Origin of the sequence: Psychromicrobium ferritrahens, from assembly GCF_043789415.1 — a bacterium.
Lineage (GTDB): Bacteria > Actinomycetota > Actinomycetes > Actinomycetales > Micrococcaceae > Renibacterium.
In genome coordinates, this window is record NZ_JBDLLW010000001.1 from 582,078 (window position 1) to 605,892 (window position 23,815).

At 61.4% G+C, this 23,815-nt stretch carries 21 protein-coding genes and 1 tRNA gene; 5 read left to right on the forward strand and 17 right to left on the reverse strand.

Annotated features, from left to right (window positions below; genetic code table 11):
• Positions 1 to 57 precede the first annotated feature (57 nt).
• The 16 genes from ABDK06_RS02740 to ABDK06_RS02815 form a co-directional block, all read right to left on the reverse strand.
• Positions 58 to 372 carry an AtpZ/AtpI family protein gene (locus ABDK06_RS02740; RefSeq protein ID WP_394938672.1) on the reverse strand — a complete coding sequence of 105 codons (315 nt, stop codon included), beginning with the start codon at positions 370 to 372 and terminating at the stop codon, positions 58 to 60.
• Entirely contained in the window at positions 365 to 820 is a 456-nt protein-coding gene (locus ABDK06_RS02745) for a hypothetical protein (RefSeq protein ID WP_394938674.1), read from the reverse strand. The genes ABDK06_RS02740 and ABDK06_RS02745 overlap by 8 nt, the downstream gene beginning before the upstream one ends.
• Positions 821 to 1,018: 198 nt before the next feature.
• Entirely contained in the window at positions 1,019 to 2,122 is a 1,104-nt protein-coding gene (locus ABDK06_RS02750; RefSeq protein ID WP_394938676.1) for an MraY family glycosyltransferase, read from the reverse strand.
• A 198-nt stretch (positions 2,123 to 2,320) separates the two neighbouring features.
• A complete protein-coding gene (locus ABDK06_RS02755; RefSeq protein ID WP_394938678.1) occupies positions 2,321 to 2,509 on the reverse strand; it encodes a hypothetical protein in 189 nt (62 codons plus the stop codon).
• A 131-nt stretch (positions 2,510 to 2,640) separates the two neighbouring features.
• A complete protein-coding gene (locus ABDK06_RS02760) occupies positions 2,641 to 4,449 on the reverse strand; it encodes a glycosyltransferase (protein WP_394938680.1) in 1,809 nt (602 codons plus the stop codon).
• Positions 4,446 to 5,279 carry an L-threonylcarbamoyladenylate synthase gene (locus ABDK06_RS02765; RefSeq protein WP_394938682.1) on the reverse strand — a complete coding sequence of 278 codons (834 nt, stop codon included), beginning with the start codon at positions 5,277 to 5,279 and terminating at the stop codon, positions 4,446 to 4,448. The genes ABDK06_RS02760 and ABDK06_RS02765 overlap by 4 nt, the downstream gene beginning before the upstream one ends.
• Entirely contained in the window at positions 5,276 to 6,160 is an 885-nt protein-coding gene (prmC, locus tag ABDK06_RS02770; RefSeq protein ID WP_394938684.1) for a peptide chain release factor N(5)-glutamine methyltransferase, read from the reverse strand. Before prmC ends, ABDK06_RS02765 begins: the two co-directional genes overlap by 4 nt.
• Before the next feature lie 26 nt (positions 6,161 to 6,186).
• A complete protein-coding gene (prfA, locus tag ABDK06_RS02775; protein ID WP_394938686.1) occupies positions 6,187 to 7,260 on the reverse strand; it encodes a peptide chain release factor 1 in 1,074 nt (357 codons plus the stop codon).
• A gap of 151 nt (positions 7,261 to 7,411) precedes the next feature.
• On the reverse strand, positions 7,412 to 9,454 hold the full coding sequence (rho, locus tag ABDK06_RS02780) for a transcription termination factor Rho (protein ID WP_394938688.1): 2,043 nt from the start codon (positions 9,452 to 9,454) through the stop codon (positions 7,412 to 7,414).
• Between the two features lie 253 nt (positions 9,455 to 9,707).
• Entirely contained in the window at positions 9,708 to 10,682 is a 975-nt protein-coding gene (gene thrB / locus ABDK06_RS02785) for a homoserine kinase (RefSeq protein ID WP_394938690.1), read from the reverse strand.
• Between the two features lie 9 nt (positions 10,683 to 10,691).
• Positions 10,692 to 11,792 carry a threonine synthase gene (gene thrC / locus ABDK06_RS02790; protein ID WP_394938692.1) on the reverse strand — a complete coding sequence of 367 codons (1,101 nt, stop codon included), beginning with the start codon at positions 11,790 to 11,792 and terminating at the stop codon, positions 10,692 to 10,694.
• Positions 11,793 to 11,798: 6 nt separating this feature from the next.
• Positions 11,799 to 13,145: a homoserine dehydrogenase gene (locus tag ABDK06_RS02795; protein WP_394938694.1), complete on the reverse strand. Its 1,347-nt coding sequence runs from the start codon at positions 13,143 to 13,145 to the stop codon at positions 11,799 to 11,801.
• On the reverse strand, positions 13,142 to 14,602 hold the full coding sequence (gene lysA / locus ABDK06_RS02800; protein WP_394938696.1) for a diaminopimelate decarboxylase: 1,461 nt from the start codon (positions 14,600 to 14,602) through the stop codon (positions 13,142 to 13,144). Before lysA ends, ABDK06_RS02795 begins: the two co-directional genes overlap by 4 nt.
• A gap of 2 nt (positions 14,603 to 14,604) precedes the next feature.
• On the reverse strand, positions 14,605 to 16,266 hold the full coding sequence (argS, locus tag ABDK06_RS02805; protein ID WP_394938698.1) for an arginine--tRNA ligase: 1,662 nt from the start codon (positions 16,264 to 16,266) through the stop codon (positions 14,605 to 14,607).
• Between the two features lie 156 nt (positions 16,267 to 16,422).
• Positions 16,423 to 17,817, reverse strand: a complete 1,395-nt coding sequence (locus ABDK06_RS02810) for an HNH endonuclease family protein (RefSeq protein WP_394940780.1) — start codon at positions 17,815 to 17,817, stop codon at positions 16,423 to 16,425.
• A 137-nt stretch (positions 17,818 to 17,954) separates the two neighbouring features.
• On the reverse strand, positions 17,955 to 19,190 hold the full coding sequence (locus tag ABDK06_RS02815) for a CynX/NimT family MFS transporter (protein WP_394938700.1): 1,236 nt from the start codon (positions 19,188 to 19,190) through the stop codon (positions 17,955 to 17,957).
• A gap of 176 nt (positions 19,191 to 19,366) precedes the next feature.
• On the opposite strand from ABDK06_RS02815, the gene ABDK06_RS02820 reads away from it, so the two are divergent.
• The 4 genes from ABDK06_RS02820 (at position 19,367) to ABDK06_RS02835 (ending at position 22,376) form a co-directional block, all read left to right on the forward strand.
• On the forward strand, positions 19,367 to 19,837 hold the full coding sequence (locus ABDK06_RS02820) for an FMN-binding protein (protein WP_394938702.1): 471 nt from the start codon (positions 19,367 to 19,369) through the stop codon (positions 19,835 to 19,837).
• 8 nt (positions 19,838 to 19,845) lie between these two features.
• Positions 19,846 to 20,739 carry an FAD:protein FMN transferase gene (locus ABDK06_RS02825; protein ID WP_394940781.1) on the forward strand — a complete coding sequence of 298 codons (894 nt, stop codon included), beginning with the start codon at positions 19,846 to 19,848 and terminating at the stop codon, positions 20,737 to 20,739.
• Entirely contained in the window at positions 20,739 to 22,247 is a 1,509-nt protein-coding gene (locus ABDK06_RS02830; protein WP_394938704.1) for an FAD-dependent oxidoreductase, read from the forward strand. Before ABDK06_RS02825 ends, ABDK06_RS02830 begins: the two co-directional genes overlap by 1 nt.
• Before the next feature lie 56 nt (positions 22,248 to 22,303).
• A tRNA-Arg gene (locus tag ABDK06_RS02835) sits at positions 22,304 to 22,376 on the forward strand.
• Positions 22,377 to 22,446: 70 nt separating this feature from the next.
• On the opposite strand, the gene ABDK06_RS02840 is transcribed toward ABDK06_RS02835, so the two are convergent.
• The gene (locus tag ABDK06_RS02840) at positions 22,447 to 22,647 is read right to left on the reverse strand and encodes a helix-hairpin-helix domain-containing protein (RefSeq protein WP_394938706.1); all 201 of its coding nucleotides are present in this window, start codon (positions 22,645 to 22,647) and stop codon (positions 22,447 to 22,449) included.
• 95 nt (positions 22,648 to 22,742) lie between these two features.
• Here ABDK06_RS02840 and ABDK06_RS02845 point away from each other — a divergent pair, with 95 nt between their 5' ends.
• Positions 22,743 to 23,723: a helix-turn-helix transcriptional regulator gene (locus ABDK06_RS02845; protein WP_394938708.1), complete on the forward strand. Its 981-nt coding sequence runs from the start codon at positions 22,743 to 22,745 to the stop codon at positions 23,721 to 23,723.
• The last annotated feature ends 92 nt before the right edge of the window (positions 23,724 to 23,815 follow it).

The following is a 23,815-nucleotide window of genomic DNA, read 5'->3' on the forward strand; positions in this document are numbered from 1 at the left end:
TTGTAGACCAACATTCAGTTATGGATTTTTCAAAACGTGCCAGATAAGACTGTTCCATTACGACCGATCGCTTTCGTGGTCAACGTCGTCTTTGACTTGTCGGCCACGGAATCTCGGAGCAAAGGAAAGGTAGAGCCCTCCGGCTAGCCCAACGAGAGCACCGACAAGCACTATCCAATGAGTTTTGAACAAAACGTCCAACCCCCACCCTATCAAACTCCAGACCACGATTCCGCCAAGAATGTAGCTAAAAACCGTCATTCCAGCGTTGTAGGTGCTACTTCCCTCGGCAGCGTCGGTGCCACCAGCGGCTGCGGAAATCAAACGGGGCTGCTCGGCCTTCTGACCGGCGTCGCGGGGCTTCTTAGCCATTGCTCGACTTCACCTCCGGCTCACCTGAATCGCTGAAGATCTGCTGCCGGGTGCGCGAGAAGACCACTACCTCGACGGCCTGCCAGATCACCACGGAAGCCAGCGCAGCGACGAAGAACCAGAGCCGGTTCAGCCAATCAGGTGCGCCGAGAATAATGAAGAGGGCCGCGAACCCGACGAACTTCACCACATAGCCGACCGCGAAGGCACTGAGCGCACCGGTGGGGTTCTTACGCCCGATAAAATGGCCGATCAGCAGGGAGATCGAAAAAAAGACGACGACGATGCCACCGCCGAAGATCGCGCTCAATAAGCCAGACTCCCCCGCCGGGAAGAGCGAAATTACCGCGATCAGCACAACAGCGGAGCCGGTCCAGATCAGGCACTGGATCAGAATGCGAAGCCAAGGGGATTCAGTGGGTCCAGACGACTCAACCAAGGCGGGCATGGAAGCACCGCTTGGGGTGTGGGAGTCGTTCATTGGAACCCAATCTAGTTCAGGCTTTGGTCTGGAAGCCAGCGAAACAGGAAAGCTTTGCTGAGAGCTAGCTAGCAATGCACTATAAATTCTACACGAGATAGAACAGTGCTCTTGACCGTCGCCACAAGAGCGGTTAAGCGGCCAAACAGGCCGCCTCTGCTAGCTCTACTGGGCTTTTACCGGCCCCTTCGCGAGCTTGATGGTGATCCAAGCCATCGCCAGAGCGGCTATGACGTCGACGATGATGACCCACTGCCAGGGGAAGAAGGCAAAGGCGATTCCGCCAAAGGCCAGAACGAAGGTCCAGGAGTACATCAAGATCACCGCGCCACGGTGCGAGTAGCCGAGATCAAGCAGGCGATGATGCAAGTGCCCCCTATCAGCAGAGAACGGCGAACGCCCCGCCACGGTACGTCGCACGACGGCGAGACCGAGATCCAGCAAGGGGATCAATAAAATGGCGATCGGCAGCACAATGGGGACAATGGCTGAGACACCGCCAATGCGGTCGTAAAAAGCGTTACGCCCTTGGCCGAGCGCGCCAACACTGCCTGCGGCCATCAACAAGCCGATCAGCATTGAGCCGGAATCTCCCATGAAGATCTTTGCAGGGTGCCAATTGTGACAGAGAAAACCTGCACAAGCACCGACCAAGAGAGCCATCAGCAGCGTAGAGAGGTCGGACCAATCTTGTGTGCTGGAGTTACGACGCACCCAGTAGGAACCAATAAAGAAAGCCAGCCCCGCAATCGCGGCAACCCCGACAGCCAGGCCATCTAAGCCATCAATGAAATTAAAGGCGTTCATCACCAACACGATAAAAAATACCGTCAAGAAAATCTGTAGTGGCCTGGATTCGATCGGTACCGGACCGCCCGGCCAGGGAAAGACGAAGATCCGCACCCCCCACAGAGCCACCACCAGGGCACCGGCAATCTGCCCGAGCATCTTCACCCACCAACGCAGATCGACGATATCGTCGATAATACCTACCGCGACCACGATCATCGCGCCGAGCAGCACCCCCCAGGGAGCAAAGGTGTCCTTGAAGATCCCTTTGACGAAATACGTCTGCGAGGAGACCAGCAAGGTCAAAGCAAAGCCGAGGAAGATGCCTAGCCCGCCCAACCTGGGAACCCGATCGGAATGCACATCCCGGTCCCTGATCGGCGTGTAGACCTTGAACTGATGCGCCAGGCGACGGGCTCCCCAGGTAGCGAAATAAGAGAGCACGGCGGCCAGCGCCATCATCAATAGATAGATGGTCATCGGGCAGAAACTCCAAGCTGTGGTTGCCTGGCCTTGGTCTCATTGCCTCCGAGGGGCAACCAGGCAACTGACGTCATGGCTCAATTCTCCCATTGATCCGGCTCAAAACAATTTGCCCGGCTTCCGGTGAGTCGGATGACCCCTCGGAAGCCGGGCAAAACTGCAGATTTATTACTCGCTAAAAATTATTGAGTGAGTTCAGCTGCCGGTGCGGCACAGCGCCGAACCATAAACAACCGCGCGCCCTTTGCCGTCCTGGATGTACCGATTGCCTTGCTTGCAATACGCAGTGAAGGCCTCTGCCGAGGGAGCTACTGCCACCGCGCCCCCGATTGCTACAAGAGCGGCGGTCACGGTAATGGCGAGAGTTCGTTTAATGGTCTTCATGAGCTTTGTCCTTCCCATTAGAGATTAATATTTCGAGATGATTGCTTTATCAATCCATAAAAATATTACCGAAAGTTCCACAGAATGAGAAGTTAAAAATCGTCCCCGGGAAGAAGCGAATCCGGACCCCTTTAAGACTCTTCCCGGGCCGCAGAACTGCCATCCGGCGTCCGGGTGAAAGCTCCGCGATAGCCCACTTTGCGCAGCGCCGTCGGTACCAGCCGGTACCCCCCACGCACCAGCACATTGCGAGCCCAGCTGAGCGGTCCGATATAACCGGCTTTCAGCATTTTGCCCTGCAGTTTCAGTTCCGCCGCCAACATGCTCTTTCCGCCCCGGCGGTGATAGGCACCCGCAGATACCCGGTATCTGAGTAGCGGCTGAGCCAGATTGCTGACCTTTGCGCCGCGGTGCAGGAGGCGCAGCCAGAGCCAGTAATCCTCAACCCCGGACATCTCACCGTAGCCGCCGGCTTCAAGCACGGCGGATTTGCGATATACCACCGAAGGGTGGTGGAAGGGGCTTCGGAAGCTCGATCCGGCGAGGATCTCGGATTGGTCCAACGGTACCGGACGATAGGCGAGCACTTCAGTTTCGTCTTCGCCGATCTCCTCGAGAGCCGAGCCCACCAGGTCATAGCCGGATTCCAGGTAGGGAAGCTGGAGTTCAAAGCGCTCCGGAAGCGAGACATCGTCCGCGTCCATCCTGGCCACGATCTCGTGACTACAGATTGCCAGCCCGGCGTCCAGTGCCTGAGCCAGCCCCCCGGACTGATCGAATCTCAACACCTTGGTGCTGGGGAACCGCTGCTCGGTCTTCAGCAGTTCTTCAGCGATCCGGGCCGAAACTGGCCCGTCCTGCACGATCACCAGTTCAGCCGGTGGCCTGCTCTGCTCGATAGTCACTGAGTCAATCGCCCGGCGGACCTTGGCGGCGTCGTCCCCTGCATAGACCGGAAGTAAGACCGAGAACTCCTGAGCTGCTGCCCGCTCAGGCTCACTGATTTTCCAGTCAGGAAGCGAATGAATGCCAGCCAACGCCTCATCATTACTGCGTGGCCTGCTGAACAGCCCCTCCCGGAGCCCTCGCCAACCGGCGCGTAGCACGAGCGAGCGAGACGAGCTGCGCTGCACCATGGAGAGCCACCTTCTGAGCGTGGCTCCCCCATAGAGCAGCTTCTCCCCCGCTTTGAGCGCGGGAGATCTGCTGAACATCCAGATTTTATTGCGCACCTCGAAGTAAAAACGCTCCCCGATATCTACGGTATTCGAATCGAAGACCTTGGTGTGGTGGCTGACCACTGAGGTCTCGCTGGCCAAAGCCAACTGATCTTTGGCCAGCCGTGCACTGAATTCGAAGTCATCGTTCCAGAGGAAGTAGTCCACAATCGGCAAGCCTTTCCGCCGAGCCGCTTCTGCGGAGACGAAAAGCGAGACGAAGGACGCCGAGCGGACCTCGCGGGCGGCAAGCCGTTCCGCCCGTTTCTTCCGGGCCGCCGAGATTCCAGGTCTGGTGCGCGGGGAATTCATCGGGTGATCGCGGCCATCGGTCCACAGCACCCGGCTGGCGATCAGCGCCGGAGCAGCATCGGCCGGAAAGCTCTCCCAGAGCTTGAGAGCTTCGCTCAAAGTATCAGCATGCGGTTCGGTATCGTCATCCATCAGCCAGAGCAGATCTGGGCGATGATGGGCCAGGGCATGGGCCATTGCCACCGTGAAGCCGCCAGCACCACCGGTGTTCTTCGCGAGTTCGACGATTTCGAGGTCGAAAGGAAGCCGGAGGGAACGCAGATAAGCCACCGAGCCGTCGCTGGAGCCGTTGTCCACCACGACAAGAGCTTCGGGGGTCCGCTCCGCGGCAACGATCGCCTCAATGGCCTTACGAAGCAGAGCCTCCCGGTTGAAACTGACTAAAACCGCCACCACGCGGGCAGAACTCATGCGATCCCACTCGAATTCGTGGTGTTTTCCTGCCCTTCAGCGCTCGGCGCCTCCACTGTCTCAGCGGCGGCTTCGGAATCCACGGACGGCTCCGCAGCGGCGTGCTCTTCAGCTTGTTCCGCAGCTTGTTCAGCTGGCTCAGCCTTCGGCTCTTCACCGATATCGAGCACCCCGGGCACTACGGCCCGCAATTGTTCCAGGCTGATCGCCCCGGCTCGAACCACTCGCAGCTGCTCCCCGGTCGCATCGACAATCGTGGAGGGCAAGCTCTCGAGAGGCTCAGCCGTTTCAGTCTTCCGAGGGCGTTCCCCCTCCCCCAAGTACACCTCGACGACGTCGCCCAACTGTTCCCGGGCACCCGCCACGGTGGCCGGCGTGGGCTGCCCGGTACGGTTTGCAGAAGAGACCGCGAGCGGACCGGTGAGGGTCAGCAGATCCAGAGCCAGGGCGTCATCGGGCATTCTGAGCGCGACCGTGCCGAGAGTGTCGCCGAGGTCCCAGTCCAGCGAAGGCTGCGCATGGAAAATCAGGGTCAATCCGCCGGGCCAGAAGGCCTCAGCGAGCTTACGCGCCTCCTCGCTGACATCCGTGGCCAGGCCATCCATGGTCTGGATCCGCTGGATCAGCACCGGCGGGGGCATCGAACGCCCTCGTCCCTTGGCGGCCAGCAGCGTGGCCACCGCCACGGGAGAAAAAGCATCGGCGGCAATGCCATAGACGGTATCCGTCGGCATCACGATGGTCTGCTTCTGGGCGATCGCCTTCTGGGCGTGCTGCAGTCCCTCAGCGCGCTGGGATTCGATCGTGCAGTCATAAACGATGGTACTCACTGGGCCATTCTTTCATCTTGCGCCTCGAGTTCGCTCTCAGCAGCCAGGATTCCGCTGGTCGCCCGGTCTTTATCAGCCAGATCCCGGTGCCCCCTGACGGAGCGGAACCCGGCTTCCTGGAAAAGTCTCTCAATGGAGGCGGCCTGCACCTCGGCGTGTTCCATCACGAAATATCCACCCGGTTTGAGCAACCTGGCCGCAGTGGCCAGAGCAGCCGCCGGCAGCTCAAGGCCGTCGGCGCCGCCGCCGTAGAGCGCGATCTCCGGATCGTGTTCAGCGACCTCGGGCTCATGGGGTACCGCCTCGGCGGGGATATAGGGCGGATTACTCACCACCACGTCGACTCGCCCATTCAATTCGGGAAAGGCGGTCCGCAAATCACCCAATCTGAGTTCAACCGAGTGCTCGGCGAGGTTGCGGGCAGCCCAGGCATGGGCGAGTTCGGAAAGTTCGACGGCGTAGACCTTCGCGTCCCTCACCTCGGAGGCCAGGGCAGCGGCAAGCGCGCCCGAGCCGGTGCCGAGATCGACGATGATCGGGTGAGTCAAACGAGCAGCCACATCTATTGCTAGCTGGGCAACGCCTTCGGTCTCCGGGCGCGGCACGAAAACTCCCGGTCCGACAGCCAATTCCAGATGCCGGAAAGAGGCTTTACCGGTCAGATGCTGCAAAGGGATGCGCCGAGCTCGCTCAGTCACCAGTTCCCAGAAGCCCTCCGGCACCTCGACGCCGCGCAACGCGGCAGCCCGCAGTTCACCGGGAGAGAGCCGCAGCAGATGAGCTGCCAGCAACTCGGCATCGACCCGGGGGCTCGGTACCCCGGCCTCGGCCAAGTGCGCGGCAGCGCTTCGCAGAGCACCGGCTAGATCCAATTCGTCCATGAGCTGCCTCAGTCGTTGTCGGAAGGCTAGTCGCCGAGCGCATCCAATCGGGATTGCTCGTCCATTTCGATGGCGGACTGAATGACCGGCTCCAGATCACCGTTCATCACCGCGTCGAGGTTATAGGCCTTGTAACCGGTGCGATGGTCAGCAATGCGGTTTTCCGGGAAGTTGTACGTCCGAATTCGCTCAGAACGATCCATCGTGCGGATCTGGGACTTGCGCTGCGCTGAGTTCGCGGCGTCGATCTCGGCCTGCTGATGAGCCAGGATCCTGGCCCGCAGCACTCGCATACCGGCTTCGCGGTTCTGCAACTGAGATTTCTCGTTCTGCATGGCCACCACGATGCCGGTGGGCAAGTGAGTAATACGGACCGCTGAGTCGGTGGTGTTCACCGATTGTCCACCGGGGCCCGAAGAGCGGTAAACATCGATTTTGAGATCGTTCTGGTTGATCTCGACTTCTTCGGGCTCATCCACTTCGGGAAGCACCAGGACGCCGGCCGCGGAGGTGTGGATCCGGCCCTGCGATTCGGTCACCGGGACCCGCTGCACCCGGTGCACGCCGCCCTCGAACTTGAGCGAAGCGTAAACTCCTTCAGCGGGATCGTTGGAACGCCCCTTGACCGCAATGGAAATATCCTTATAACCACCCAGGTCCGATTCGGTGGACGAGATGATCTCGGTCTTCCAGCCCTTGGTCTCGGCATAACGGGTGTACATCCGCACCAGATCAGCGGCAAAGAGCGCCGACTCGTCGCCACCTTCACCGGCCTTGACCTCGAGGATGACGTCGCGAGCGTCGTCCGGATCACGCGGGATCAACAGACGGCGCAACTTTTCCTGAGCCGCGGCGAGCTGCTCCTCCAATTGAGGAACCTCGGCGGCGAACTCTGGATCTTCTGAGGCCATTTCACGGGCGGCAGACAAGTCATCGGAAAGCTGCTGAACCTGATGATTGCCCTCAACAATATTGCTCAGCTCGGCATAGCGCCGTCCGAGTTTACGAGCTAAGCCCTGGTCGGCGTGCACCGCCGGGTCACTCAACTTGAGCTGCAACTCAGCATGCTCTTCCAAAAGCCCGTGAATGGACTCAAACATCTCAATACCTCTTTCGACGACGATTAGTTCTATTCTCACCCTGAAAACGCGCTAGCGCGGAGGCCAGGTAAGGGGCTGCGGTGTGGTGGGCACCGCGGAGCGGGCACAGCCCCTTACCTGGCGCAGCGCACCAGATAGCAAGGTTCAATAGCTACTTATCGTCGTCGGACTTGGAACTCAGCGTGGATTTCTGAATCTGCATCAGGAACTCCACGTTGCTCTGCGTCTCGCGCAGCTTGGAGGTGAGCAGCTCAAGAGCCTGCTGCTGCTCCAGGCCGGAGAGCACGCGACGCAGCCGCCACATGATCTTGACCTCATCCTGGGACAGCAGGTTCTCTTCGCGCCGGGTGCTGGAGGCGTTGACATCCACCGCGGGGAAAATCCGCTTGTCCGCGAGCGAGCGGGAGAGCCGCAACTCGGAGTTGCCGGTGCCCTTGAACTCCTCGAAGATCACTTCGTCAGCCTTGGAACCGGTCTCCACCAGAGCACTCGCGATGATGGTCAGCGAACCGCCGTTCTCGATGTTCCGCGCGGCACCGAAGAAACGCTTCGGCGGGTAGAGCGCGGCGGCGTCCACACCACCGGAGAGAATACGTCCGGAGGACGGCGCCGAGTTGTTGTAGGCGCGGCCCAGCCGGGTCATCGAGTCAAGCAGTACGACGACGTCCATTCCCATTTCGACGAGGCGCTTGGCCCGTTCGATGGACAGCTCTGCCACCTGGGTGTGATCGTCGGCCGGGCGGTCGAAGGTGGAGGCGATGACTTCGCCGCGCACCGTGCGCTGCATATCGGTGACTTCTTCGGGCCGTTCGTCAACCAGCACCATCATCAGGTGAACTTCGGGGTTGTTCGTGGTGATCGCCTCGGCGATGGACTGCAGGATGAGCGTCTTACCGGCCTTGGGCGGCGAAACGATCAGGCCACGCTGGCCCTTGCCGATCGGGGCGATCAAGTCGATCACTCGGGGGCCGATCTTCTTCGGATCGGTCTCCAAACGCAAACGCTCTGTGGGGTACAGCGGAACCAGCTTATTGAACTCGACGCGGTCCTTGAGCTCTTCGGGGTTCTTGCCGTTGACGCTGGTCACCCGCACCAGGGCGTTGAACTTCTGCCGCTGGTTCTGGTTGCGATCTTCGCCCTCACGGGGGGCGCGGATGGCGCCGACCACGGCGTCGCCCTTGCGCATATTGTGCTTCTTGACCTGAGCCAGCGAAACGTAGACGTCGTTCGGCCCCGGCAGGTACCCGGAGGTGCGCACGAAGGCGTAGTTCTCCAGCACATCCAAGATGCCAGCCACCGGCAGCAGCACGTCGTCTTCGGTGACCTCTACGTCGTCGACGTCGGGGCCCTGATTGCGTCCACGACGTCGGTCGTTACGATCGCGGAAGCGGTCGTTGCGGTTGTTGCTGCGGTCGTTCCGGTCATTTCCCGGGGCGCCGCCGTTGTCACGATCGTTACGGCCATTGCGCTGACGACGACGGTCGTTGCGGTTGCCGCGGTCATCAGCGTCGTTCTTTTCGGCGCGAAGCTGCTGGTTGTCGCGGCCCTGACGGTTGTCATTGCGATTGTCGTTACGGCCTTGGCCGTTCTCCTGGCCCTGTGCGGAGCCTTCCGGCTGCTCAGCTGCTTGCTCAGTCGACTCGGCGGCATTGTTATTGCGGTTGTTGTCGCGGCGATTACGACCGCGCTGACGACGCTGCCCACCGTCATTGGTGTCGCTCGATGCCTCGGTCGAGGGCTGCTCAGCGGAGACCTCTGAGGTCTCTACGGCAGCAGCCTCGGTGCTGATCACTCCATCGCTCGCCGCACGACGGCTGCGTCCACGGCCACGACCGCTGCTGGCCGGGGCGCTTTCAGCTTTCGCTGCTTCGCTGGGGGCTTCGGCTGGTTCGCTCGCCGGAGCGGCGGCTTTGGGCTGGCGTCCCTTCGGAGCGCTGTCTTCGGTGCTCTTGGCGCCACCATTCTTGGCATCGCGATCGGCTACCGAAGAGCCTCGCTGATGAGCGGAAATCGCACTGACCAGATCGCCTTTACGCATCCGGGAACCGCCGGTAATGCCCAGCTGACCCGCGAGAGCCTGTAATTGTGCCAGTTTCAGGCTGGCAAGTCCGTTACTTTTTGCTGGAGCTGCGGCATTGCCTGCGGGCTCCTGTGCATTGTCCACGCCTGTCGCCAGGCTGGTGGTTTCTGTCACGAAGGATCCTTCCCCCTCGATACCGATCCATGGCGTCCATGGGATCGCATTGGTTGATGTCAGTTCACAGGCAGTCTGGCCAGTCAGCTTGACGCTGGCGAGCCGATTCCGGCGCTCTGATTTTCAGCAAAGCCGCATTGCGCAACTTTAGAACTGATGGATGAAACATCTCCCGCGACTTTAGAGACATTGCGGGAAGATTACATCTGCAAATAGTGCCAGTGAATATGTCTCCGGGCAATTTGACTAGTGGTTATAACCACCGATGCAATTCTATTTTAGCACCATCGTGGTCAATTTCGAGTTGCTGAACACGCCAGGAGATTTTCGCGGCAAAATCGCCCGGATCCGCCGCCGTCTCGCGCTCGACGAGCCGCAGCGCGGAACTCAATTCATCGGGGTTTCCGGTGAGCACCAGCACGGTGGGGCCGGCCCCGGAGATCACCGCGGCCAGCCCGGCTTCCCGCAGTGTTTCCAGCAGCTCAGCACTATCGGCCATGGCACGTGCTCGGTAACCCTGATGCAGATAGTCCTCGGTAGCCGCAAAAAGGTATTCGGGAGCAGTCGCCAGGGCATGGATCAAAAGCGCGGTACGGCCGGAATTCGCGGCCGCACTCTGATGCGAGATCGAGGACGGCAGCATGGCACGGGCGGCTTCGGTGGATAATTCATGGCCAGGGACCGCGACCACCGGATGAACTCCTGAGTTCACCGGTACCTTGGCGCTGCAATACTCGTCATCTTCTTGCCAGGAGACGGCCAGCCCTCCGAAAAGAGCCGGTGCAACATTATCCGGATGCCCTTCCAGTTCAGAAGCCTGTTGGAAGACCCACCGGGTGCCTGGCTGAGCCTCAGCCGGAAGGAGAGCCTGAGCAGCCAGTAGCGCCGCCACGATGGCAGCTGCCGAAGAGCCCAGTCCCCTGCCGTGCGGAATGACGTTCTGCGCCACGATCCTCAGCCCGCCTCGCCGGTAACCGAGTGAGGTGAGCGCCTGATCGATGCTGCGCACCGTCAGGTGCGAGGCATCCCGAGGCAGCGAGTCCGAGCCTTCACCACTAAGTTCGAAGAGCAATTCATCGCCCTCCAAGGTCTCCACCGTCAAGGTGTCGTAGAGGCTCAGAGCCAGGCCCAGGGAGTCAAAACCCGGCCCCAGATTGGCACTGGTCGCGGGAACCCGCACGGTAACCGTCTGGCCGGCAGCGATCCTGGGTAAATGAGCTGTATCCATCTGGTCCGGCTACGCTTCCAGGCCGAGCGCGCGAGCCACGCTGACGACGTCGAACTCCACCTTTTCGGGCTGCACCGGGCTGCCGTCGAGGTTCTTGAGCGCCCAGTCCGGATCTTTTAGTCCGTGCCCGGTCACCGTAATGACAATGCTCTGCCCAGCGGCCAATTCACCGGCGCGATACTTTTTCAGGATTCCGGCGACCCCCGCTGCCGAGGCGGGCTCGACGAAAACACCCTCGCGGGAGGAGAGCCAGCGATGCGCCTCAAGGATCTGCTCATCGCTGACCGCCTCAATCACTCCCCCGGACTCGTCCCGGGCGGCAATCGCCTGCTCCCATGAGGCAGGGTTGCCGATTCGGATCGCAGTCGCGATCGTATCCGGCTCGTCAATCGGGTAACCGGCCACAATGGGAGCCGCCCCGGCTGCTTGGAAACCCCACATCGCCGGAGTCTTGGTCGAGACGGCGGGCAGCTCGCCGTGCTCGGTGGCGAAAGGCGCGGCGTACTCCTGGTAGCCCTTCCAGTAGGCGGTGATGTTCCCCGCGTTGCCGACCGGCAGCGCGTGGATATCCGGGGCGTCGCCTAGCGCATCGACGACCTCGAAGGATCCCGTTTTCTGACCTTGAATCCGCGCCGGGTTGACCGAGTTGACCAGGAATACCGGGTAAGAGTCGGCGAGCTTGCGAGCGACCTCCAAGCAGTTGTCGAAATTGCCATCCACTTGCAGCAAGGTTGCGCCGTGGGCGACGGCCTGGCTCAGCTTACCCATTGAGATCTTGCCTTCCGGCACCAGTACGGCACAGGTCAGACCCGCCGCCGTGGCGTAGGCAGCCGCCGAAGCCGAGGTGTTCCCGGTCGAAGCACACACCACGGCCTTGGCTCCGGCCTCAACCGCAGCGGTGATCGCCATCGTCATGCCGCGGTCCTTGAAACTGCCGGTGGGATTCATCCCCTCGACCTTCAAATGCACTGAGCAACCGGTCAGCTCGGAGAGCGCCCGAGCTGGAACCAGGGGGGTTCCGCCTTCACCCAGCGAGATGATCCTGGTGCTTTCGGTAATCGGTAAGCGATCCGCGTACTCGCGGATTACTCCGCGCCATTGCTGAGCCATTGCTGCTTAGATTCCTTCTACTCGGAGGACGGAGGTGATCTCGGTGGTCACCGGAAGCTCACGGATATCGGCCACGGTTCGGGCCAGTGCCGACTCAAGAGCCCGATGGGTGACGATGCGCAGCTCAGCAAAAGCCTGCTGACCTTCAGATCCATGGTGAATGGTCTGCCGCATGGTCTCGATGGACACCTCGTGATCGGCGAAGATCTGAGTGAGCTGAGCGAGCACCCCGGGCTGATCCGTCACGGTCAGCCCGATGCAGTAACTGGTTTGTACGCTTTCAATGCCCAGGGCGGGTACCTGCCCGGTGGTGGTCTCGGTCCGGCCGGGCCCGCCCAACACAATCCGCCGAGCGGCCGAGACCAGATCTCCGAGCACCGCTGAAGCGGTCGGCGTGCCACCCGCCCCCTGGCCGTAGAACATCAGTTCACCGGCATACTCCGCCTCGACGAAGACCGCGTTGAAAGCACCGCGCACAGCGGCGAGCGGATGCTCACGGGAGAGCAGAGTGGGATGGACCCTCACGCTGACCCCGGCGAGGCCTTCGGGGGAAACGGTTTTCTCAGCAATGGCGAGCAGCTTGATCACCAGACCGGCTTCCCGCGCAGCTTCGATATCGCGGGCACTGATCGAGGTGATCCCCTCACAGTGCACGTCTTGCAAGGCGAAACGGGTATGGAAGGAAAGCGAGGCCAGAATCGAGGCCTTAGCTGCGGCGTCGTGCCCTTCGATATCCGCCGTCGGATCGGCTTCCGCGTAACCGAGGCGCTGGGCCTCGGCGAGTGCTGTGGCGAACTCCGCCCCGGTGGTGTCCATCTGATCGAGGATGAAATTGGTGGTGCCGTTGACGATGCCGAGCACTCGGGTAATCTTATCGCCAGCCAGAGAATCCCTGATGGGCCGCAGGATCGGAATCGCACCGGCGACAGCCGCTTCATAGGAAAGCTGCACTCCTGCGGCATCCGCTTGCTCGTAGAGCGCTGGCCCTTCGGCTGCCAGCAAGGCCTTATTAGCACTCACCACGCAGGCACCGTGAGCGATAGCGGTCTGAATCAAAGTCCGGGCCGGTTCGATCCCACCCAGTAGCTCGATCACCAGATCGGCGTCCTTGACCAAGGATTCGGCGTCCGTGGTGAAGAGATCCTGAGGCAGCGGCACTTCACGCGGCGCGTCCAAGCGGCGCACCGCGATACCGATCAACTCGAGAGACGCCCCGGTTCTCGCGGCCAGGGCTTCGGCGTCTTCTAAGAGGATTCTCGCCACCTGTGAGCCAACGTTGCCGCAGCCCAAGAGCGCGACCTTGAGCGGCCGGTGCGGCGCTTTGACATCAGTGGTATCCAAGGGGGTGGTCATTGAGCTCCTGGGTCGCGGGCGAGTAGGTCTTCTTCGGTCTCGCCCCGCACGATAATCCGCGGAACGCCGTCCCGGACGGCGATTACGGCCGGACGGGGTAAGTAGTTGTAGTTGCTGGCCAGCGACCAGCAGTAGGCGCCAGTAGCCGGAACCGCGAGCAGGTCGCCGGGGCCGACATCACCGGGCAAGTACACATCCCGAACCACGATATCGCCGCTCTCGCAGTGTTTACCCACCACCCGGCTGAGCACCGGTTCGGCGTGGCTGGCCCGATTGGCCAGTACCGCTGAATAGTCGGCGTCGTAGAGCACCGGCCGCGGGTTGTCAGCCATACCGCCGTCCACCGAGAGATAACGACGCTCGGCTTGCCGCGCTGAACCGCTCGGAGAGGAGCTCTCCGGCGCATCCACCACCACGGTTTTCACGGTGCCCACGCTGTAGAGCGTGAAGCCGCTGGGCCCGACGATCGCCCGACCGGGCTCAATGGAGATCCGCGGCGGGGTGAGATTGAGCGCAGCGCACTGCTCGGCCACCACAGCGGCCATCGCCTGTGCGATCTCGGCGGCGGGCCGGGGGGAATCGGCTTCGGTGTAGGCAATGCCATAGCCACCGCCCAGGTCCAGTTCGGCGAGGTCGATGCCGTGCCGGTCCCGCAATTGCGCACTGAAGGTGAGTAATCGCCGGGCAGCCTCGGAAAAGCCCTCGGCATCGAAAATCTGCGAACCGATATGGCAGTGAATGCCCAGCAGATCGATGTGCTCGGCTCGGTGCGCCGCTAGGGCGGCCAACTCCGCAACGCTCGCACTATTATTGCCCTCGGCGGTTCGCTGCTCAGCGAGCGAAAGACCGAATTTCTGATCCTCGTGCGCGGTGGCGATGAACTCGTGGGTATGAGCGTGCACTCCCGGGGTGAGCCGGAGCATCACCTTGGCTCGCACCCCGAGCTGCGCCGCGAGAGCTTCGATCCGGTCCACCTCGCTGAGCGAATCGGCAACGATCCTGCCCACGCCCAGCTTCAAGGCACGGCGCAACTCAGCATCCGATTTGTTATTGCCGTGCAAGCCCAGGCTCTCGGCTGGCACTCCGGCCCGTTCGGCGACCAGCAGTTCTCCGCCGGAGCAGGTGTCCAACCGCAGCCCCTCATCGATCACCCAGCGGGCGACTTCGGTGCACAGAAAGGACTTCCCCGCGTAGTAGACGTCCACTCCCCCGCAGATATCCGCGAACGCAATGTCGAAGGCATCCTTGAACTCCCGTGCCCGACGGCGGAACTCGGCTTCTGAGATAACGTACAGCGGGCTGCCGAACTCCTCGGCCAAACGGTGCACGCTCACCCCGTCGATGGCAAGTTCACCCGCCGGGTGACGGACGACGTCGTGGGCCCACTCCTGGGCGCGCAGGGCATTGCCATCCGCTGGAAAGCTCAGCCATTCCGGCGCGAGCGCTGAAACAGCCATCACTACATCCTTTCCGGAGCGGAGACCCCGAGCAGTTCAAGACCATTGGCCAGCACCTGACCAGTGGCGTCATTGAGCCAGAGCCGGGTGCGATTCAGATCGGTGACCGGCTCATCGCCCTGCGGAGTGACCCGGCAGGCGTCGTACCAGCGGTGATATGCCCCAGCGATGACTTCGAGGTGCCGAGCCACCCGGTGCGGTTCACGGAACTTAGCAGCCTCGGCGACCACCGAGGGGAAGCTGCCCAGGGCGGCGAGCAGCGCGGATTCCGTGGGGTGGTCAAGCAAGGCAGCGTCGAAGGGGAAGTCCGCAGAGACCACACCCACCCCGGCCGCTTCAGCGTTGCGGTCGACGGCCTTGGTGCGGGCGTGGGCGTACTGCACGTAGAACACCGGGTTGTCGTTGCTGGCCTTTTGCAGCTCCTCGGGTTCCAGCGAGAGCGGGGAGTTCGCCGGTGACCTGCCCAGGGAGTAGCGCAGCGCGTCAGCCCCCAGCCAATTCAGCAGATCCCGCAGCTCAACGATGTTCCCAGCTCGTTTCGACAGCCTGGCCCCGTTGACCGAGACCATCTGGCCGATCAGCACTTCGATATTGTGCTCCGGGTCGTCACCGGCACAGGCGGCTATCGCCTTGAGTCGTCCGATATAGCCGTGGTGATCTGCGCCCAGCAGATAAATTTTCTGCTCGAAACCCCTGTCCTTTTTGGAGAGGTAATAGGCGGCGTCAGCGGCGAAGTAAGTGGGTTCACCGTTGGCCCGGATCAGCACGCGATCCTTGTCATCCGTGAAGTCCGTGGTGCGCAACCATACCGCACCGTCCTGATCGAAGACGTGGCCTTGCTCACGCAAGCGATTGACGGCTTCCTCAATGGCTCCGCTGGTGTGCAGTTGCTGCTCGGAGAAGAAAACATCGAAGTCCACGCCGAAATCGGCGAGGGTTTCCTTGATATCGGCGAGCTGCGCCTGATAGGCGGCCTGACGCACCACCGGCAACGCGGCCTCATCGGTGAGTTCCTTGATCGCGGGGTGATCGTTGATCACCAGATGCGCCAACTCGTCGATATAGGCTCCGGGGTAACCTCCCTCAGGAGTCGGCTCGCCCTTGATCGAGGCGAGCACCGAGGCGGCAAAATTATTCATCTGCGAACCGGCGTCGTTGATGTAGTACTCGGTGCTCACCGTCGCGCCGCTGGCCCTCAGCAGCCTAGCGAGCGAATCGCCCACCGCTGCCCAGCGAGTATGCGCCAGGTGCAAGGGTCCAGTGGGATTGGCAGAAATGAATTCCACGTTGATGACCTGGCCCTCGAGAGCCTTGTTCTCGCCGTAGTGCTTTCCTGCTTCGACGATGTTCTTCGCGAGCGCGCCAGCGGCAGCAGCCTCCAGGGTGATGTTCAAAAACCCCGGTCCGGCGATGTCGACCGAAGAGACCCCGGCGATCGCTTCCAGCCTGCCCTTCAAGAGTTCGGCGACGGCGCGTGGCGCCAGTCCTGCCGGTTTAGCCAGTTGCAGAGCGATATTGGTGGCCCAGTCGCCGTGTTCCCGGTTCTTAGGTCGCTCGACCTTCACCAGGGCCGGAATCGCTTCTTCGGCCAGGGCGAGTTCGCCCGCGGCCACGGCGGCCCGCAGGGATGCGGTCAGAGCAAGGGAAAGTTCATCAGGAGTCACCGCTCAAGCATAGTTCGAAGCGGCTGGCCTCCCCAAGACGACCGTTCAAGAGCAACGCAACAATAGCTCGTCGCAATAGTTTCGTGCTGCTGTCGTGCTGCCGATGGCAGCAACGACTGGAGTTCCACACGTGCAGCTCTTGATGATTTCCCCGTCTTAGGGAGTTGGGCTGGCTGAGGGTGCTGGGCTGGCCTCAACAACCACCGGACTGCCATCGGCAGAGGAATCGCCCGAGGGAGTGGGATCAGTCGTTGGAGCGCTTGTCGGGCTGCTAGTCGCGCCGTCGGTTGGGTTGCTAGTGGGTGGTGGGCCATAAGTCGGCGGTGAGGAGGATGGCGGGCTCGAGGGCTGGTCACTCGGGTTAGGAGTGGAGCTGGTCGGGCTGGGGCTCTCAGTGGGCGTCGGGCCGGGACCCGGCTCTTGCGAGGGTGGGTCAGTGGGTGGGTCGGTGGGGATGAGCAGCGAAGGAGGGCAGTCGGTTGTGGTGGGATCCGGCGAGGAACTGGTCGACGGCTCTGATTTTCCGTGACTCGGTGAAGGCGAAGCCGAAGGATTTGAAGCCGAGGACGTGCTCTCGGCTTCCCCTGATTCCGCGGGATAGCTCACCGGACTGGGTGAAGAATTCTGAGGTCTCGAGAGATCGGGAATCTGGATGCCGGGCTGGTGCGGCTTCGAATCATCTGTCGGCACGAAGATTCCGGGGCAATTCCGCAAAACGGCACCCAGTACATCGTGCTCCGTCTGGGTGACCCACAGACCATAGGTAGCCTTGACACTGATCTGCCGGGCAACGTAATAACAACGGTAATCGCTGTTGCTCGGTAGCCAGGAGGAAGCGTCCTTCGATCCCTTGGAAATGGTGCTCAGAGTTTCCACGGCCATCAAATTGAGCGGGTCATTGGCGAATGCCAGTTTCTGCGCCTCGGTGAGTTTCTGTCCACCTTTTTGCCAGGCATCCGATAGCGAGACCACTTGATCTATCTGAACTATCGCTGATTTTGACCGGTCAAAAGCGAGCTTGTTTCCGGTGTAGGGGTCACTCAGCTCCCCGGACCGCACTACGCAGTGCGTGCTGCCATCGGCGAACGCCACATTGCTCAAATCACGTCGCAGGATGTCGTTCCTGGTATCGCAACCATTGTGATCGACATCGGGCCAGGCCGGTCCGAACTGAGCACGCGAATAGCCGGTCTTCGGCAGCGCTGCCTTGATCGGCAAGCGTCCCAGCAGATCGACGGCCAGAGTGCGGGATGGCGGTTCCGGGTGCGGTGCTCGCACTCCGGCTGGGATCACCGTGGAGTCCGGTACCGGCTCGATCGGGGGAAGATCCAAAGAGGCGGTACTGCTGGGCGGCAGGGTGACAGAGATGGTCGCCGGGTTGACGGTGCTCTGCGAAGCGGCCGAAATCGGGCTCGCGAGCACACCATTGAGCGCCCCGCCCACGCCGAGGATCGCTACGATGGCAATAACCCACACCGAAAGCAAAACCCAGAATCTCGATTTGGGCGGCTGGTCTCCCGCATTACTGCGAGAACGGCCTTCCACCTCCACTGACAACTTCCGATTCACACTCTTCCCCGAACAACTCTCAGATCGCCGATATTCACTCCTTCAAGGAGGCTAGCTCGGTTTCCTGAAAATTGGCAGAGTATTACCAAACCGTTTCCCATTGGAAAACTATTACCAGCCTAGGCTTGCTGGTCTTCCAGGAAGTTCGGCCTGCAGGCAAAGAACGCCCCGATGCCCAAAAGCGCCAATGTGACGAAAAGGAAGCCGAAACCGGTGATCCAATTACCGGTTGCTTGATGCAAAATGCCGAAGAGCAGAGGTCCGATGCAGGCCAGAGCGTAACCAACGCCCTGACTGAAACCGGAGAGAGCACCGGCTCCCTGCTGCGAACGAGTCCGCAGATTGATCAGCAATAAGGCCAGGGCAAAGGTGCCCGGCCCGATACCGGCGAGCGTCACCCAGAGCCAGGTAGCGGTGCCGGGGCTGAGCAGCAGGCCCAGGTACCCCGCGACGAAACAGATCAGCAGCACCACCACGACCGGCATCGGATTGCGCATCCGGCTGGCGAACAGCGGGACCACAAGACTCAGTGGAAGTCCGAGGGCAGCGAAGAGCGCCAGCATCGAGCCCGCCGCCGCTGGACTCAACCCGGCCTCGGTGAGAATCTGGGGCATCCAGGCGAACATGGCATAGGTGTTGAGCGAAGTACAGCCGAACATCAGGGTCAGGCCGAGCCCCATCGAGGATCGCCAGACGCTGATCTTCTTCGTCGGCTCTTTCAGCTGCCCGGTCTCTCCCTCGACAGCACTCGCGGGGACCTCAGCCGGTGTCTGAGCCAATCGTCGTGAATCACTGAAAAGCGTCACGATCCACGGAATGGCCGCCACGAAGTTGAAACCAGCCCAGACCGCCAGAGAAGTCTGCCATCCGGCCGCGGAGGCAACCGGGACGGCGAACTGGGCGGGCAAGGCGGTGCCGACGCTGAGCATCGTGACGTAGAGCGCTGTCACCAAGCCCAGCCGATCAGGGAAATAGTGCTTCACCAGGGGCGGCAGCAGAACATTTCCGGCCCCGAGCCCCGCCAGGGCGATCACCGTGAAGATCAGGAACAAAGGAGTATTCGGTGCCACCACTCTGGCTAGCTGGCCCACTATCGCAATGGCCATGGCACCGATCAGCAGTTTTTCCAGGCTGGTCCAGCGCATCATCAAGGGGGTGAAGAAACCGAAGAAAGCAAAGACCAGGGTGGGCAGCATGCCCAGCAGGCCGATAGTCAGGGAGTCTACCGGTAGGTCCTTGCCAATATCGGAAACCACCGGAGGCACTACGGTGACCGCGGAACGCAAAGTGGCAGCGATCAGCAGAATTCCGACGAGCGCGAGAGTTCTGCCCTTGAAAGACGCCGTTTTCACCACTCACCCACGGTACCAGCGAGGCCTCATCAGGTCATTCGAATATGACCCGAAATGAGTGTCGGTTTCCTCACAGCCATTCCAGGCGAGTTCACAGCGAACTTCAAGGTGGTTTTCCTGAACTCTTCCGGCGCTGGCAACGTCTCCTAGAATGACAGCCAAGCAACCCAGGAGGAGCTATGAAGAACGCCAGCCGCAAGACCATGTTCATCTCGGCCGCGGGCATCGCCCTGTTCGGAGGAGTGACAGCTTGCGCTCCAGCGAGCAGCCCATCCAGCCCCAGTGCCTCTGAGGCAAACAGTGATACCGCACAGCCGAGCTCTTCAAGCAGCGCATCCAGCGCTGCCGGCAGTTCCTATCAGGACGGCAGCTACAGCGCGGATGGTCACTACACCTCACCCAATGGTGAGGAAACCATCGGGGTCAAGGTCACCCTCGCTTCAGGCGTGGTCAGTGATCTGCAGTTGACCCCGCACCCGTCAAATCCCAATACCCAGAAATTCCAGGGAGAGTTCATCTCCGGCGTCAATGCCCTGGTGGTCGGCAAGAAAATCGATGAGCTGAACGTCTCTAAGGTCTCCGGCTCTTCGCTCACCAGTGGCGGTTTCAACCAGGCCATCGACGAGATCAAGAAGGAAGCAGCTAAGTAGTCGTGGCCATGGCGCAGAGCGAAGCCGCCTTCTCCGCCAGCTACCGATTCCAGGCGATCGGCACCCAGTGGCAGATCGACACGGCGAGGGAAATCGATCAAGACACCCGTTCAGCGCTCACCGTAGTGATCGAAGACTACGACCGGGCTTTTTCCAGGTTTCGCTCCGATTCTCTGGTCGCCCAAGCGGGCAGGTACCCCGGCGTGCATCAACTGCCTGCGGCAGCAGCAGAACTCGAACCTGTCTACCGTGCGCTGCACCGTCTGACCGACGGCGCAATGACGCCGCTGGTCACCGCTTCGCTGGAGCACTTGGGCTATGACGCCGGCTACCGGCTGCGCGCAGCCCCCGGTTTCCTGCCGGCTCCCGATTGGGCCACGTCGATCGAATGGCAGGGCAGCACGCTGCACACCAAACAAGCAGTGGTGCTGGATTTCGGCGCTGCAGGCAAGGGGCAGCTGGTCGATTTACTGGCTGTGGTGCTAAAAGAGCACGGCTTCGAAAGCTTCATCATCGATGCCAGCGGGGACCTGATCGCTTGTGGCCCCGATTCCTTCCGAGTGGCGCTGGAACATCCTTACGATCCTTCCTCAGCGATCGGCGTACTGGAGCTCGGTGATCAAGCGCTGTGCGCCTCGGCTTCGAACCGGCGAGCCTGGGGGGATGGACTGCATCATGTTCTCGACGGCACGACGGGCAAACCGGTGCAGACAGTGGTGGCGAGCTGGGCCCTAGCCGATGCGGCGCTGCGAGCGGATGCCCTGGCAACAGCGCTTTTCTTCACTGACCACGAGACCCTCGCCGAAGAATTCGACTTCTCCAGCGTCCGGCTGTTCTCCGACGGCCGAGCTGAGATTTCAGCCAATTTTCGTGGTGAGATCTTCCTGAAAGGCAGCAACTGATGAAGGCTTGGCTTGACGGCGTGCTCGGCCGTTTCACGATGTATCGCTTGGTCCTGGTCGTACTCCTGGTGCTGGCCGGGTACTCCCTGCTGCTCGATCTGCTGGGCTGGCTCACTTTCGGCATTCCTGCCATGCTGGTCAGCTTGCTCCTCAGTGTCCTGGTCTGCACCGCGGTGAGCTGGCTGCTGGCACGTCTCTTCAGGGTCAGGGCTCATCTGGAATCCAGTCTGATCACCGGCTTGCTGATCTACTTCCTGTTCTGGCCGACGCTGGTTCCCAGCGAGCTGGCGGGAATCGCCTTGGCCGCAGCGATCGCCGGAGCTTCCAAGTTCCTGCTCGCCTACCGACGTCGTCATATCTTCAATCCGGCGGCTATCGGGGCCTTTGTGGTTTACTTCACCGGGCTCAATCTGAGTACTTGGTGGACGGCGACCCCCGCGATGCTCTGGGTCCTGGTGCCAGCGGCATTTATTGTGCTCTACCGCACCTCAAAGCTGATCTTCGCCGGAATCTTCATCGTGATCGCGGAAGCCATCATCACCGGGAGACTACTGCTCAGCGGCTCGGATCTCGGCGCCGCGCTCAGCCAACCCTTCTCCTCACTGCCCGTCCTGTTCTTTGCCGGTTTCATGCTCTCTGAACCACTGACGCTGCCACCCCGTCGTTATCAGCAGTGGCTCCTGGCCGCCGTCGTCGCGGTGCTTTTCTCGGTGCCTTTCCATTTCGGCATCGTCTTCTCAAGCCCCGAGCTGGCACTCTTGATCGGCAACCTGCTGGCCTTCGCCGTGAGCCAGCGTAGCGGACTGCGGCTGACCTTCCGGGGCTCGCGCGAGCTCACTCCGACGAGCCGGGAATACCGTTTCTCACTGCCCCGGCCCGCACGATTCGCCGCGGGCCAGTACATGGAACTGTCACTGCCTCATCGTCGCGCCGATTTACGCGGCATGCGCCGCGTCTTCAGCCTGACCACCGATCCTGATGACGGCAGCCGGGTGGCTTTCGGCCTGCGGCTCGCCGAGCCTTCCAGCAGCTTCAAGAAGGAACTCAATTCCCTCAAGCCCGGATCCACCATCACTGCCACCGGGGTCTGGGGAGATTTTGTGCTTCCCACCGGGAATCATCCACTGCTCCTGCTCGCCGCAGGAGTGGGCATCACACCTTTCCTGAGCCAGTTGCGAGCACTGCATCACCGCCCGGCAGAGCATCGTGATGTGGTTCTGGTCTATGTGCTGAGTTCCATCGAAGAATTCGGCTACCGTGATGAAATCCTGGAATTGTGCGCTGCGGAGGGGATTCGCCTGCTGCTCTGCGCCCCGCAAAACCCAGGAGTCAGCGAGTACCTCGCGACAGGCTATCCTTCCGTGGAACAGCTCGGCCATGCGGTACCCGATATCGCTCAGCGCAGGGTCTATGCCTCGGGTTCCCCAGCTTTTGTGGCGCACGCCAAGCACATCGGCCACCGCGCAGGAGCCCGAAAAGTGCATACTGACAGCTTCCTCGGCTACTAGCCGGGGGCTGGTTTGCTCTTCAGCGGTGCTTAGCTGCTAAACTCGATGAGTCCCTTGCCCTCGTAGCTCAGGGGATAGAGCGGTTGCCTCCGGAGCAACAGGCCGTAGGTTCGAATCCTATCGAGGGCACTTCTACAGTCCGCTGCTAATTGCGGCGTCGTTGATCGGCATTCGGCCGATCTTTTGTTTCCCTTGAGGCTCAATCGCTCAGGCTGAACCCGCGCTCTTCAAGCACCGGCTTGAGGATTCTGATCGCCTTCGGGCCGACGCCGTGCAAGGCCAGCAGTTCTCGCTCAGAGACGCCATGCAGAGCTTGCAGCGTGGTGTATCCGGCATCGGCGAGCGCTCTAGTGGCAGGGCCACCAATTCTCGGCAGTGCGATGTCCGCTTCTTGCTCCATTCGTCGAGCTTAATCAACCGGCGGCTTGAGGGAAACCCAGCGCAGCACTTCAATCCAGGACAGTTATTGTCCGGGATGAGAACTATGCTGTAGCCATGATTGAGACCTCGGCTCGGCTTCTCCGGTTGCTCTCGCTGCTCCAGGTTCGCCGTGAGTGGACCGGCTCAGCTCTGGCAGAGCGGATGAGCGTCACGGAGCGCACCGTGCGCCGAGATATCGATAAGCTCCGGAACCTGGGGTATCCGATTCATGCCTCTCCCGGGGTGGCTGGTGGCTATCAGCTGGGCGCCGGAGCTGATCTTCCTCCCCTACTGCTCGATGACGAGGAGGCTCTCGCAGTGGCGCTGGGGCTAAGTACCGTCGCGGTGGGCCCGGTGGCAGGCATCGGAGAAGCCTCGGTGCGCGCGCTGAGCAAGCTCGAGCAGGTCCTGCCGCCCCGGTTGCGTCCTCGGTTCAACTCGCTGAAGACCGCGATCAGCCGTATCGCTTCGCCGATCGACGCCGTCGACCCCGCCCTGTTAACCCAGCTCTCGACCGCCATCTCCGACCGTAGAACGCTCAGCCTGAAATACCAGAAGCACGATGGGGAACTCAGCCAGCGGCTGCTTGAGCCCTGTCGGCTGGTGGACTCGGGCAGTCGCTGGTATCTGGTCGCCTGGGACACCCAACGAGCAGACTGGAGGACCTTTCGGGTGGACCGGATCATCGGCAGGCCTTCGGAACGCGCCCGTTTTACCTCACGACCGCTACCGGCCCAGGATCTGGGCGAATATGTGCACCGAGCGATCACCCGATCGCCCTACCGCTATGATCTGCTGATCAGGGTGCAGGCTCCGGCGTCCACGGTTTCTGAGCACTTCTCCACCAGCACAGCGATCTTGGAAGCTGAAGGTCCGCAGAGCACCATGATGCGACTGGGCTGGGACTCTCTCGACGTCCCCCTGGGTCTGCTGGCCGCGAGCGGCCTGGACTTCGACATCCTGGAACCGGCAGAACTGCGTCAGCGTGCCGAGTCGATGGCCCGGAGACTGCAGCGGGCAGTCGGTCCCACCACCCCACCAAACCCCATTTCCTGAACCAGCTGTCCCACTGACTGTTGCAGATGATACTGGTGTGTCGATTTTGGCCGAACATCCGCAACTTTAGCCACACTCAATGGGACGGCTGG

Coding starts and splice junctions, on each gene's coding strand:
- ABDK06_RS02795 (WP_394938694.1), bottom strand. CDS start 13,145: ATGACCACCCCCTTGGATACCACTGATGTCAAAGCGCCGCACCGGCCG.
- prmC (WP_394938684.1), bottom strand. CDS start 6,160: ATGGACGAATTGGATCTAGCCGGTGCTCTGCGAAGCGCTGCCGCGCAC.
- ABDK06_RS02820 (WP_394938702.1), top strand. CDS start 19,367: ATGAAGAACGCCAGCCGCAAGACCATGTTCATCTCGGCCGCGGGCATC.
- ABDK06_RS02745 (WP_394938674.1), bottom strand. CDS start 820: ATGCCCGCCTTGGTTGAGTCGTCTGGACCCACTGAATCCCCTTGGCTT.
- prfA (WP_394938686.1), bottom strand. CDS start 7,260: ATGTTTGAGTCCATTCACGGGCTTTTGGAAGAGCATGCTGAGTTGCAG.
- thrB (WP_394938690.1), bottom strand. CDS start 10,682: ATGGATACAGCTCATTTACCCAGGATCGCTGCCGGCCAGACGGTTACC.
- ABDK06_RS02750 (WP_394938676.1), bottom strand. CDS start 2,122: ATGACCATCTATCTATTGATGATGGCGCTGGCCGCCGTGCTCTCTTAT.
- ABDK06_RS02840 (WP_394938706.1), bottom strand. CDS start 22,647: ATGGAGCAAGAAGCGGACATCGCACTGCCGAGAATTGGTGGCCCTGCC.
- lysA (WP_394938696.1), bottom strand. CDS start 14,602: ATGGCTGTTTCAGCGCTCGCGCCGGAATGGCTGAGCTTTCCAGCGGAT.
- ABDK06_RS02760 (WP_394938680.1), bottom strand. CDS start 4,449: ATGAGTTCTGCCCGCGTGGTGGCGGTTTTAGTCAGTTTCAACCGGGAG.
- thrC (WP_394938692.1), bottom strand. CDS start 11,792: ATGGCTCAGCAATGGCGCGGAGTAATCCGCGAGTACGCGGATCGCTTA.
- ABDK06_RS02740 (WP_394938672.1), bottom strand. CDS start 372: ATGGCTAAGAAGCCCCGCGACGCCGGTCAGAAGGCCGAGCAGCCCCGT.
- ABDK06_RS02830 (WP_394938704.1), top strand. CDS start 20,739: ATGAAGGCTTGGCTTGACGGCGTGCTCGGCCGTTTCACGATGTATCGC.
- ABDK06_RS02755 (WP_394938678.1), bottom strand. CDS start 2,509: ATGAAGACCATTAAACGAACTCTCGCCATTACCGTGACCGCCGCTCTT.
- ABDK06_RS02845 (WP_394938708.1), top strand. CDS start 22,743: ATGATTGAGACCTCGGCTCGGCTTCTCCGGTTGCTCTCGCTGCTCCAG.
- ABDK06_RS02825 (WP_394940781.1), top strand. CDS start 19,846: ATGGCGCAGAGCGAAGCCGCCTTCTCCGCCAGCTACCGATTCCAGGCG.